This window comes from Sphingobacteriales bacterium (assembly GCA_012517435.1).
Lineage (GTDB): Bacteria > Bacteroidota > Bacteroidia > CAILMK01 > JAAYUY01 > JAAYUY01.
Genome location: JAAYUY010000023.1, coordinates 16,078 through 30,028, shown reverse-complemented (window position 1 = coordinate 30,028; position 13,951 = coordinate 16,078). Strand labels below are relative to the sequence as shown.

Here is a 13,951-nt window from a genome sequence, read left to right as displayed (position 1 = left end):
CATGGCACCTATAATGTCAGCCTGATTGCTGTAAGTAGTTTTGGCTGTAAAGACACTTTTGTTTCAAATGTTTTTGTGAAGGAAAAACCAGGTGTTTCATTCAACATCTATCCTGACAGTTACGGATGTGTTGGTAATTTTATTTCATTCACTTCAAATGCAAGCATCAGTACCTCATCAATCTCATCCTTTCTGTGGAACTTCGGTGACAATTCCGGCTCCACCCTCTCCGGTCCTTCCCATTCATACAGCAGCTACGGGAAATACAATGTTGTGCTGAAAGTAAATGCAAGTAACGGATGCAGTGATTCTGCCTCAAAGGAAATTAATATTTATGAGCTTCCGAAAGCTGACTTCAGTTATGGCAATAGCTGCGAAAACAAAGATGTCGTCTTTACTGACCTTTCTACAAATGCCAATGCCGGAAATATCACCCAGTGGAACTGGGATTTTAATAATGACGGTACAACTGATAAAACCACTCAAAACCCTTCATGGGAATATGATTCCACAGGAAATTATCAGGTAAAACTTCTGGTTAAAAGTCAATATGGATGTGTGGACAGTACCATAAAATCAATCACAGTACATTCCAATCCTGTCGTAAACATTTCAGCTTCTCAAAATCCAGTTTGTCAGGAAGAAATGGTAAAGTTTACGAATAATTCCACCCAGTCTGACAGTTGTATCTGGAATTTTCAGGATGGAAGCCTGATTGATTATTCAAAAGCCAATAACAGTGTAAATCATTCCTTTCATCAATCCGGTACATTTTATACAAAAGTAAAGGTTATCAGTGCCTACGGTTGCAGTGCCGAAGATTCTATAAAAATGATTATCAATCCTTTGCCAGTAGCTGGCTTCAGCAGCTCAGCCGACAGTGGCTGTGTTCCGCTTACCGTATCTTTTACCAACCAGTCCAGCCATGCTGACAGCTTTTTCTGGTTTGTTGACGGAACATTAAGTTCCTCATCTTCAACATTAAATCCTAAGACTTTTACAACACCTAACAGCTCCTATACAGTCAGTTTAGTAGTAAAGAACCAGTATAACTGCAAACCCGACACTGCTACCCATACCTATTATACTTATAGCAATCCGGTACCTGAATTTACTGCCAATGTCAGGAAAGGATGTGGTCCGTTGACAGTCAGTTTTACCAATAAATCAAAGAATGCCAATCATTTTATCTGGTACTTCGGTGACGGTACCAGTTCAACCGATACAAATCCGGAACATACTTTCCAACCCTCAGCCACAAAAGACACCTTTTATCTGGTGGTGATGAAGGCTTATTCTTCCATAAGCTGTATCGACAGTACTTTTGACACTATTTATGTTTATCCGGTGCCGAAAGTCAGTTTCACTGTTAGCCAAACATCAGGGTGCGGGCCGCTGCCTGTCAGTTTTACCAATACTTCTTCTCCAAAGGATACCGGCTCTATTTATATCATGAATTTCATCTGGGATCTTGGTAATGGAAACATCAGCAATCAGCTACATCCTTCTGCAAATTATACTGCTTCTGTTTATCAGGATTCTGTTTATCAGGTCAGACTTATCGGCTACAGTGAGCATGGATGCGCTGATTCGTCTTATCAAAGCATCAGGGTGTATCCCAAACCAACCGTCAGTTTTATCTCAAGCCAGTATGCAGGATGTAATCCATTGACAGTCAGTTTCAACAACAACTCAACACCAAACGATACCGGAGACATCAACATCATGACATTCAGCTGGGATTTTGGAAACGGATTAAACTCCAACCAGGTTAACCCAACATCAACATTCGTAAATAATCAGTCAGGAGATACTATTTATAAAGTCATACTTACAGCATATACCGAACATTCCTGTTCAGACACTCATTCTGTCAGGATAACAGTACATTCAGACCCTGTATCAGCATTTAGTCAAAACACATCAAATGGTTGCGAACCTCTTGAGGTTACATTTACAAACAACAGTAATTCCAATGGTTCCGGAAGCAACAGCTCACTTACTTACTACTGGGACTTCGGAAATGGAACAACATCGACAGCAGCCAATCCCATCATCAAATTCAGCTCAGCCAAATTCACCGATACAGCTTATCAGGTAAAACTGATAGTGTATTCGATCCATGGCTGCTCCGACACCAGTTTCAGTATTGTTCATGTCAATCCGCTGCCGTTTGTTGATTTTACGCCAACAGATACTGCCCAATGCGGTCCGGCCATGATTGCATTTACCAACAACTCCAAACCACGCGATACAGGGTCTTTTGTTTCTGACTTAAGCTTCTTATGGAATTTTGGCAACGGAAAAACCTCTACAAATAAAGATGAAGTTATTCAATATCAACCTTCACAGACTAAAGATACAACTTATCTGGTAAAGCTTACTGTAAAAAGCAAATACGGATGTATCGATTCTGTGAGTAAATCAATCCGTATTTATCCAAAACCGCTTGTCGTTTTCAATCAGGATTACAATAAAGGATGCGGTCCTCTGACGGTTTCTTTTACCAATAATTCTAGCCCGAAAGATACCGGAAATATCAATATGATGAGCTTTGTGTGGAATTTCGGGAACGGCATTACTTCTACAAGTGTTCATAATTCAGTCAACTTCAATTCTTCTGAATATGGAGATACCACTTATTACGTTAAATTGACAGGTATTTCAGAACATGGTTGCAAAGATTCTTTCAGTTCTTCTGTAACTGTTTATCCCCATCCTGTCTCAAAATTCAGCGTAAATACAAACAGTGGTTGCGGACCTTTGAATGTCAGCTTTACCAATCTTTCCACTCCGCACAAAGGAGCCAACAGCTCAACTTCAGGATTGAGCTATCAATGGAATTTCGGGAATGGAATAACTTCAACAGCAAAAGACACACAGGTTTCATTTTTGGCATCTAACTCGAAGGATACTACCTATACGGTCTGGTTGAAAACCATTAATTCAAACGGTTGTTATGGTGAAAGTTCTGAGAAACTGACCGTTTTCCCCACCCCTTATGTGAATTTCACCCTCAATATTACAAAAGGATGTGCACCCTTACAGGTTAGCTTCACCAACCAGTCATCGCCCAAAGACACAGGGAACATCAACATGATGTCATTTATATGGAATTTTGATAACGGCAATTCTTCAAATGCTGTCAATTCCTCTTCAACCTTTATGGCTTCACTGACAAAAGACACCAATTATAACGTAAAATTAACCGGCATCAGTGAACATGGATGTAAAGATTCAGCAACTAAAACCATAACCGTTTATCCCAAGCCGACTGTAAAATTCCTGACCAACGCCAGTGAAGGCTGCAACCCGCTTCAGGTAAACTTTAATAATATTTCAACTCCTCACGACACAGGAAGCATTTATATCATGAATTTTCTCTGGGACCTGGGAAATGGCGGCAATTCAACAGCCTTACATCCTCAGACCTATTACTTCAATAACTCCGATTATGATAAAACATACAATATAACCCTGATTGGATTCAGTGAACATAATTGTTCTGATACCTTTACCTCCTCCATAAAAGTCTATCCAAAACCATTAGTCGCTTTTTCAGGCGATAACACTTCGGGATGTACTCCTCTGAATGTAAAATTCAGCAACCAATCCTCACCAAAAGACACAGGGAGCATCAACATTATGGATTTCAAATGGTTTGTCAACAATCAACAAAAAGGCATAACACTGGATTTCAATTACACTTTTACGGATTCAAAAACAAATGACTCCCTTTATCAGGTAAAACTTGTCGGATATAGTGAACACGGTTGTAAAGATTCAGTTACCAAATCAATAGTAGTATTTCCGCAACCTAAAGTCAGCTTTGTTTGCAGCACAAAAGAAGGCTGCGGCCCTCTGACTGTCAACTTTACCAACATTTCCAGTCCTAAAGATACCGGAAGTATTTACATTATGAATTTCAACTGGAATTTCGGGAACGGCATCACCTCAACCAAAAGAGATACTTCTGTGGTGTTCAATCCGGTGCAGGGAAAAGACACCATTTACAGGGTAGTGTTGACAGGGTATTCTGAACATGGTTGTTTCAGTGCTGATACTCAGTATATTAAAGTTCATCCTGGCCCGGTAGCTGCATTTACTGTTGATAAAAATTCAGGCTGTAGTCCGCTGACTGTAAAATTTACCAATAACACCACGAATAGTCAGGGCACTTCATTAAGTAAAATGACTTATAAATGGTATTTCGGAAACGGTGACTCCAGCACGAATACCAATCCTGCAGCCACTTACGACAACTTCCAGAACCAAACGGTCAGTTATACCTCAAAACTGATAGCTACTGATGAATATGGGTGTAGTTCAACAGCTACTTTCGACCTTAGCGTCAACCCCAAACCTGAGGTTAGTTTCTATGTGGCTGATACATCAGCCTGTGTTGAACTGAAAGCAACTTTTGTCAATACCAGCCAAGCACATGATCCGCAAAACAAAATGTATTATTTCTGGGATCTGGGCAACTCTAAATATTCCTCAGCCAAAGATACATCAACAATTTATAAATCAGCATCTTCGGGAGAGAAAAAATACAGAGTAGTTTTATACGGCATGAATTCCTTTGGATGTCAGGATTCCTTTGAAAAACAATTGGTTGTGTTCAGCAAACCACAGGCAGCATTTTCATTCAACAATAAAAATGATTGTGGCAAAGAGGTCATATTCAGTAACCTTAGCCAACCCAACGACAATAAAACGATTAATTCGATGAATTTTGTCTGGAACTACGGTAACCAGAAAATTTCAGGTAATATAAGTGATACGGTAACATTTATGCCATCATTGACAAAAGACACCACTTATCTGGTAAGCCTGACTGCCATCAACAGTTATGGTTGCAGCGACACAATTTCAAAAACTATTACCGTTCATCCTAAACCCATTATTTCATTTGCCGCATCTACTTACGAAACCTGTTCAGGGGTAGAAGTATTTTTCACCAATAACAGCGTTCATCTCGATAATTTGAAATGGGAATTTGGAGATGGCAGCACTTCAAACAGTAACAATCCATCGCATGCTTACATCAACAACAGCCCATCAGCTTTCCTTTTCAACGCAAAGCTTTCAGGCAGTTCAACTTACGGTTGTTTAGGGGACACTGCCACACAAAATATACTTATTCATCCGGTTCAGTCGGCTGACATCATTACCAGCATTGATTCAGGATGTGCTCCGCTAACGGTTAATTTCTACAACAACAGCCACAACTCCAGCATTTTTGAGTGGTTTGTCGAAGGCAAAAAAGTCGCTACATCTACCAACCTCAACTACACCTTCACGGGATCTGTACAGCAAGACACCAACTATGAAGTTAAACTTGTTGCCATCAACAATATCGGTTGTTCCGATACAGCTCAGACCAACATCAAGGTTTTCAGGCAGGTTGTGGCTAACTTCAACATTTCATCTGCCAGTACCTGCAGTCCTTCCGCTGTTAGTTTCATCAATCAGTCAACCGGAGCATCAGATTACTTCTGGAATCTTGGAAATGGCCAGACATCCTCCTCCATCCATCCAAATGCTACTTATACCAACTACTTTTTCCAGGATGTCAGTTATGAAGTAACTCTTTTTGCCATCAGCAAGCACAACTGTTTTGACACAGCAAGAAAAACTGTAACCGTGCATCCAACGCCTCTGGCTTCCTTCACAGCCGACAAATTGCAAGGGTGTGACCCCGTTATCGTCAACTTTACCAACCAATCTATCATTGCCGACTCTTACCATTGGAACTTTGGTGATGGGGTCACATCTACCTTGCAAGAACCTGCCCATGTTTTCTTATCCAATGGTAACATTCAGAATTACAAAGTCAGACTCACCGTTCAGTCTCAATACGGCTGCTCTCATACTTTTGAAAGCAACATCAAAGTATATCCCTCCCCTCAGGCACTCTTCAATACCTCTGACAGTGGTTGTGTTCCGGTGGTAACGAAGTTTACCGATATGTCAAAAAATGCTTCTTTCTGGAACTGGGAATTTGGTGACGGACATACTTCTTCTGAACAAAATCCTGTTCATATCTACAACAATCCCGGGGAATATTCTGTAAAATTAAGGGTCTCCAACTACCTTGGCTGCTCCGATACTTTCACCATGTTTCGCAATATCAAGGCTTGGGAAACTCCTACTGCTGAATTTACTGCTGATAAATATTATTCAGAATATCCCGATATGACTTTCACTTTCAGCAGTTTAAGTCCTGCCGGATTGATTCATCACTGGACTTTCGGAGAAGACAGGGTTGTCAAGACTTCCAACAATATCAGCTATACTTTTAGAGATACAGGCACCTATGAAGTGCGTCTGGTAGTCTCTACCCAGCATTGCTACGACACAAGCATCAAGATGGTTATCATTGCTCCTCCTTATCCAAAATCCGAATTCACTTACAATGTTGAACAAGGTTGTATGCCACTGAAAGTCAGCTTTACAGATAAATCACTGATGGCTACCGACTGGCTTTGGTATTTTGGCGATGGCGAAACTTCGAGAGAACAAAACCCTGTTCATGAATACAAAATTCCCGGATTATTTTCAGTAACCCTTATCACCTCAAACAGCAGGGGTAGTAATGCTATTTTCAAAAAGGAAATTATCAATGTTCATCCAAAACCAAGCATATATTTTGAGGTATCACCCACTCCGGCATATCTGCCAAAAGCCAAGGTTAATCTGGTCAACCTCACCGTCAATGGAAGCTCTTATCAATGGTTCATTGACAATGAATTTACCGACACTATCGAAAACACATCAGTTATCTTTAACGAGCCCGGATTTCACGATGTAACACTGATAGCTGTCAGTAAATACGGATGTGCTGATACCCTTACACGTACTAAAATTATCCAGATCGATACCATGGGACAAATCTGGATGCCCAATGCCTTCACTCCCAATAATGACGGGAAAAACGATGTCTTTTCTCCAATTGGTTTCGGTTATGCTGAATATGGCTACAACATGAAAATTTATAACCGCTGGGGTGAAAAGATTTTTGAATCAGACAACATTCATGAAGGATGGGATGGTACATATATGGGCGAGGTTTGTATGGAAGGAATCTATATTTATGAAGTAACAATAACAATGGTCAACAGCGAAAAGAGATTCATGAAAGGAAGAGTTCATTTATTAAGGTAACCATTAAACACTATGCTATGAAAACCAAAATGTTATTGTTAACTACCATGTTGATGACAACTTTTTTCAGTCTGTCTGCTCAAAACTATATTGGGCAAAGCAAGAGCAAGATCATTAACGATCTGAAAAAAGAGTTTGATTTTGGTGTCATTCAGGATGTCTCTGAAGAAGAGCAGTTTATCCTGAAATATTCCAACTTCACAGGCAACATTATCATCTATTTTTATTTCGATTCAAAAGGGAAATGTGAAAAGTTCACCATTATCAACAAAAACCTGGCAGACTATAAAAGTGTTGTCAGAGATCTGAACAGAAGGTTTGTTAAAAGTCAGAAAAACCTCTGGGTGCAGAAAGGTGATCTTGCCTGCCAGTGGCGACTCGACCGGAAAGAAAACTTTTTTGCGCTGACTGTTACAAAAAGCCTGTAAAAAAAGTAACTAATGAATCATTCACGAAATAAATGTCAGAATATGGTTGCAACATCTAAAAACTGCCTGATGAAAAAGTTGCTTATTCTGACATTTATTTTTATTTCAATCTCCTCTTTCGGAAAAATCCATCTGGTATCTTTGAATGCTTATCAATCAGAAAACTCAGTCACTTTTAATAAAATTTCGCTTGCTGTCAGGCAGGCCGATGAAGGCGACACCCTTCTGATTGATGAAGGCTGGTACGACAACGATTTCTTTGTGATTTCGAAAAAACTGGTACTGATTGGAAAACAGGCAGGAAAAGGTTTCCGAACCGATAAAACAGAAAATACTGCCGAATCCATCATCACCTTTTCAAACTGCTCTGAAAACCTGCTTTTAATTAATGGATCAGGTACCGTGATTGACGGGATTACCTTTGGTAATTTATCAGGCGAATTAATTGGTGGAATTTATGTCAATGCTGACCATGTTATCATTCGTAATTGCAAGATTATCAATTCATTAATGTCGGGAATTTTTCTGTCAGCACAGGCAAAGAATTCGATTATCGAAAACAACTTTTTAATCAATACCGGGTGTGAAGCAATTCTCAGCAACGCAAAAGATGCTGTGATATTAAACAACTACATTTACAAAAACAGCGAGTTCTCTGCCATTTCCACTTCCACAAAAGCAATTATCAGAGGAAATCAAATTGAGAATCCGGCAGAATCGGGTATTTATCTTATTGGTAATCAAGCTGTTTTAAGCGTAATCACGACAAATAATGTGGTCAATGGCACAGCAGTCAGCATTATTTACCCCAGCGAAAATCCTAACGAAGAAGGACTGACACCGGAAACAACACCGGTTACTTTAGAAGCTCAGTCTTTCTTTGACAACAAAACCGGAAACAACATTAACCACCAGAAGATCAATCTGTTTAACAATTTTTCAAGTCAGGCGGCAAAAGGTATTTCCGGTCTCTTAAATCATGATAACCGAAGTAGCGATCCTTTCACTTCACAAAATTTAATGCTCAGGTCAAAAGATATATCTGCTCCACCTTCCCTTAGCTCCTTATTAAGAATTCAAAATTAGACAAATGAAAGTAAATCAAGGGAATACTAAAAATGATGACAAGCAAAGCAAAAAGCTTGAGCTTTGCCTTCTTCAGGAATTATTTGTCATCAACCTGAAAACCAACAAAGGCGAGTTTTCCCATTCGGAAATTACGTATTTTTGTGTGAACTGATTTTTCAGAAGTACTCCTCTTCACCATTTCAACAAATACTGATTTCATTCAATACGGCTTACATTTGCAGCTAATCAAAAAAGCAATATGCAAAACCTAATCAATGAGGCTGCAGAAAAAATCAAAAAATCTCAGTTTTTAATTGCTTTTACAGGTGCAGGCATTTCAGTGGAAAGCGGAATACCTTCTTTCAGAGGGAAAGACGGGCTATGGAACCGGTATGATCCTTCCTGCCTTGATATTTCTTACTTCTTCTCTCATGCACCTCAGGCATGGAAGGTCATTAAAGAAATCTTTTATGATTATTTCGGACAGGCAAAACCCAATCCGGCTCATATAGCATTAGCAGAATTGGAAAAAAAGGGGATTTTAAAGTATGTCATTACACAAAATATTGACAATCTTCATTTTGAAGCCGGGAATAAACAGGTGATCGAATTTCATGGGAATACAAGGCAACTGGTCTGTATGGGCTGCGGAAAAATATATACCCGGGAAATTGTTTATCAGCAAGCAATACCTCTTTGCGATACCTGCCATAGCTTACTCAAACCTGATTTTGTGTTTTTTGGCGAGATGATTCCTGAACCAGCCGGCTCCGACTCGTTTCAACTTGCCGTCAAAGCCGATGTGGTGCTGGTCATAGGCACTACCGGTGAGGTCATGCCGGCATGCAATATACCGTATTATGCCAAACAAAACGGAGCTACCATTATCGAAATTAATACCGAGCCTTCCCGCTTTTCCAATTCCATCACTGATATTTTCCTGCAGGGAAAAGCCTCTGAAATAATGAGTAAAATCATGCTATCTGTTTGATATCCTGTAAGATGTTTATTTATTATCAAATTTCATTCTGCCGGTTTACTATTCATGTCCATAAACTTTTCCTGCAATGACTTTTCATCATAAGGATAATCGAATAAAGCCCTTCAATTCCTATTCAGGCTATTTTATGGCAAAATATGGTAAACGATTCAGGAAGATTCCTGTTGATGGCAGTTTCAACTGCCCAAACCGTGACGGGACCAAAGGAAAAGGGGGTTGTATCTATTGCAGCAATGAAGCCTTTAGCCCTGCTTACTGCCGGGAAAACGAAGATATTTCAGTGCAACTAACCAATGGATTACGTTTCAATGCGGGAAAATACAGAGACGAAACTTTCAACATTGCTTATTTTCAATCCTACACCAACACCTATTCTTCTCTAAAAGACCTGAAAATCAAATATGGAAAAGCACTATCAACTCCGGGAATTTCAGGAATTGCCATCAGTACGAGGCCGGATTGCTTGGAAGAAGAAGTCATGGATTATCTTGCCATGCTTTCTGAAAGCTATTATGTTGTGGTTGAAATCGGTATTGAATCCTGTTTTAATTCAACACTTGAAAAAATGAACCGCAGACATGATTTTGAGACGACCCTACATACACTTGAAGAGCTCAGGCATAGAAAATTAATGGTATGTGGTCATATCGTTCTTGGTTTCCCGGGTGAGTCTGATGAAATGATTCTGGAAGAAGCCACTGTTTTGTCCCGTCTTCCTCTTCAGATATTAAAAATTCACCAGTTGCAAATTCTGAAAAACACAGCCATGGCTGAATGGTACCGCTTAAATCCTGATGATTTCAGGCTTTTCAGCAAGGAAGAATATATTGATCTGATCATCAGCTTTCTCGAACGCTTAAACCCTGTCATTTATATTGAAAGGCTTGTCGCTGAAGTTCCTCCACGCTATCTCGAAGTAAGTCCATGGCAAAACACACCTGTTGAAAGTATCATCCAACAAATTGAAAACACGATGATAGCAAGGAACACATGGCAAGGCAGATTATCAGAAAGCTGATTTATAACATAAAGAAATTCAATTCCATTCAACAATATATCGACTTAAAATCAAGTATTATCAACCTCTTTGTGAAAAATTAAGCACTCCCTACACTGAAGATATTAATAACTTGCCCGAAATTTTAAATTTCATTCGAAAGAAATAATGGCAAAAAAGAAGAAAAGTTACAAGATTTTTGTCCTCGATACCAACGTAGTACTTCACGATTTTCAAAGTATTTATTCCTTTCAGGACAATATTGTCGTCATTCCCATCACACTCCTTGAAGAAGTTGATAAGTTTAAACGGGGCAATGAAATCATTAATTTCAATGCAAGGGAATTTATTCGTGAGCTCGATAAACTGTTCACCGAGGGAATCAGCAGTGATGGAGTAGAGTTGCCTGATGGCGGACGCCTGATTATCAGCACCGATACCGTCATGGAAGAATCGTTGCGTAAGGTTTTTCTGGAAGACAAGCCTGATCACCGTATTCTTTCAGTCGCCAATAATCTTTCCAAAAAAGAAAAGGAACATACTGTAATTCTGGTTTCCAAGGATATAAACCTGAGAATGAAAGCGAAAAGCATAGGCCTCAACGCTCAGGACTATGAAACCGGAAAAGTTAAAGACATTGATGAACTGTACAGGGGTAAAAACCTGATAGAACATGTCCCGAGTGAAATTATTGACAAAATCTATAAAGATGGCTTCATTACCGTAGAAGAAAGCGGATTACATATTGAATGTTATCCCAATGAATATTTTATTGTCAGAAATGGAGTTAAAAGCATCCTGACGGTTTATCATAAAGAAAGCAATAGCCTGAGATTGGTAGAAAAGGTACGAGCTTATGGCATTACTCCACGAAATGCCGAGCAGGCTTTTGCCCTTAATGCGTTGATGAATCCTGCCATTAGTCTGGTAACGCTGGCCGGTAAAGCCGGTACCGGCAAAACCCTGATGGCACTTGCCGCTGCACTTGAAGTCAGAAAAGATTATAAACAAATTCTGCTGGCAAGGCCAATTATTCCATTATCTAACCGTGATCTGGGTTTTCTGCCGGGGGATATAAAAACCAAGCTCGACCCCTACATGCAACCACTGATTGATAACCTTACCGTTATCAAACACCAGTTTAAGGAGGAGTCGCAGGAATTTGCACGCATCAATGATATGATGAAAAACGAAAAACTGGTCATCACACCACTTGCCTATATTCGTGGCAGAAGCCTCTCAAAAGTATATTTTATTGTCGATGAAGCACAAAACCTCACTCCTCATGAGGTTAAAACCATCATCACCCGTGCGGGAGAAGGGACTAAGGTGGTCTTCACGGGCGACCCGTATCAGATTGATACCCCTTATCTTGATTCCCGCAGCAATGGACTTACCACCCTGATTGACAGAATGAAAGGACAGGAACTCTATGCGCACATCACCATGGAAAAAGGAGAAAGATCGATTCTTGCCGAGTTGGCTTCGAATATTTTATAAGCTTTTTACCGGGTGTTGCATTATTCTTGTTAACATAAAATCGCTTTTTTCAATTTTAAACTTTTTATCCATGAAACGTTTTATTCTGATACTCCTTTTTCTGGGATTATTCTCATCTTACCTTCCTCACGCTCAGGCACAGACTAAAGATAGCAGAAAAGCAAAACAAACCCAGCCTGCCGATGAAAATGCTTTTGAAATTGCCAAACAACTTGAAATCTATGTGGCGCTGTTTAAAGAACTCAATACCTATTACGTCAATGAGCTGAACCCTGCCGAGCTGGTAAAAACATCTATTGACGCCATGCTGAAAACTCTTGACCCTTATACCGTCTATTATCCCGAAAGTGAAATGGAAGATGCCCGTTTTCTGACCACCGGCAGCTATGGAGGCATTGGGGCAATGATCTCAAAACGTGGCGATTATGTTCAGATTACCGAGCCTTATGAAAATGCACCTGCCCATCTGTCGGGTCTGATGGCTGGCGACATCATCAAAGAAGTGGATGGTAAAAGTGTGAAAGGACTTTCTACCTCCGATGTAACATCCCTGCTAAAAGGCCAACCGGAAACAGAAGTTAAGGTGTTGGTCGAACGCAAAGGAAAAGGCGATACCCTGATTACCATTAAAAGAGATAAAATAAAAGTACCCAATATTCCTTACTATGGAATGCTCAACGACAGCATCGGCTACCTGCTTCATTCCTCTTTCAAGGAAAATTCTTATGAAGACATCAGGGAAGCTATCAGTAAAATGAATGAAAAAGGCAAACTGAAAGGTCTTGTATTCGACCTGAGGGGAAATCCGGGCGGATTACTCATTGAAGCGGTAAGAATAGCCGGTCTATTCACCGAAAAAGGACAACTGATTGTCAGCACAAAAGGCAAAGTATCTTCATGGGACAAGGAATACCGTACCTATGAACATCCCCTCGACACCAAAATGCCCTTGATTTTTCTGGTAAATGAAAACTCAGCATCAGCATCTGAAATATTATCCGGAGCCATGCAGGATCTCGACAGGGCTGTCATTATTGGAAAAAGAACCCTCGGAAAAGGTCTTGTTCAGACTCCCCGCCCTCTCCCATACAACTCTCAGCTGAAAGTTACTACTGCCAAATACTACATCCCAAGTGGCAGATGCATACAGGAAATAGATTATGCCCACAAAGGAACGGATGGAAAGGCTATCAAAGTCCCTGATTCCCTTATCTCAAAGTTTTACACAAAAAACGGACGGCCTGTATATGATGGGAAAGGTATTTTCCCCGATATTCAGACCGGAAAAGACACTACCCCAGAGATTATTAATTTTCTTCTCCGCGATAATGTCATTTTCGATTTTGCCACCAATTACAGGCTCAAACACAATACTATTCCCGCTCCCGATCAGTTTCATATTTCTGCTGCTGATTATGACGAATTTATGGCTTTTGTCAGGGATAGTAAATTCTCCTATCAGACTGCTGCAGAAAAATCACTTGAAGATTTTAAAAAGAAAGCCGAAAATGAAAATCATTTTGATTTAGTGAAAAACCAATATGAAGAATTAAAAGCCCGTCTGAATGAAGAAAAAAACAATGACCTCATACGATACAAAAAAGACATTACTCAACTTATTGAAAATGAAATAGTTTCAAGATATTATTTTCAGAAAGGAAGAATCATTTTCAACCTTGCCTACGATCAGGATATAGCAGAAGCCCTGAAACTCTTTACCGACATGAACAGATACAACAAAATTCTTGGCAATTCAAAATAATAACCAATTCTTTCTGAAGCTTCTCTTCT

8 protein-coding genes are annotated in these 13,951 nt (G+C 39.8%); all 8 read left to right on the top strand.

The window, feature by feature from the left end; all coding sequences use genetic code 11:
• Window positions 1-7,167 (top strand): PKD domain-containing protein (locus GX437_01445; protein NLJ06312.1); only part of this gene is annotated, 7,167 nt, incomplete at its 5' end.
• 17 nt (window positions 7,168-7,184) lie between these two features.
• The gene (locus tag GX437_01440; protein ID NLJ06311.1) at window positions 7,185-7,595 is read left to right on the top strand and encodes a hypothetical protein; all 411 of its coding nucleotides are present in this window, start codon (window positions 7,185-7,187) and stop codon (window positions 7,593-7,595) included.
• 69 nt (window positions 7,596-7,664) lie between these two features.
• Complete coding sequence (locus tag GX437_01435; protein ID NLJ06310.1) at window positions 7,665-8,681, top strand: hypothetical protein; 1,017 nt, start codon at window positions 7,665-7,667, stop codon at window positions 8,679-8,681.
• A 4-nt stretch (window positions 8,682-8,685) separates the two neighbouring features.
• Window positions 8,686-8,835 (top strand): hypothetical protein, encoded by a 150-nt coding sequence (locus GX437_01430; protein ID NLJ06309.1) that lies wholly within the window; start codon window positions 8,686-8,688, stop codon window positions 8,833-8,835.
• An 87-nt stretch (window positions 8,836-8,922) separates the two neighbouring features.
• Window positions 8,923-9,654, top strand: coding sequence for an NAD-dependent deacylase (locus tag GX437_01425; GenBank protein ID NLJ06308.1), 732 nt, complete (start codon window positions 8,923-8,925; stop codon window positions 9,652-9,654).
• Window positions 9,655-9,730: 76 nt separating this feature from the next.
• Complete coding sequence (locus GX437_01420; GenBank protein ID NLJ06307.1) at window positions 9,731-10,681, top strand: TIGR01212 family radical SAM protein; 951 nt, start codon at window positions 9,731-9,733, stop codon at window positions 10,679-10,681.
• Between the two features lie 147 nt (window positions 10,682-10,828).
• A complete protein-coding gene (locus GX437_01415) occupies window positions 10,829-12,160 on the top strand; it encodes a PhoH family protein (protein NLJ06306.1) in 1,332 nt (443 codons plus the stop codon).
• A 70-nt stretch (window positions 12,161-12,230) separates the two neighbouring features.
• On the top strand, window positions 12,231-13,922 hold the full coding sequence (locus tag GX437_01410) for a S41 family peptidase (GenBank protein NLJ06305.1): 1,692 nt from the start codon (window positions 12,231-12,233) through the stop codon (window positions 13,920-13,922).
• The last annotated feature ends 29 nt before the right edge of the window (window positions 13,923-13,951 follow it).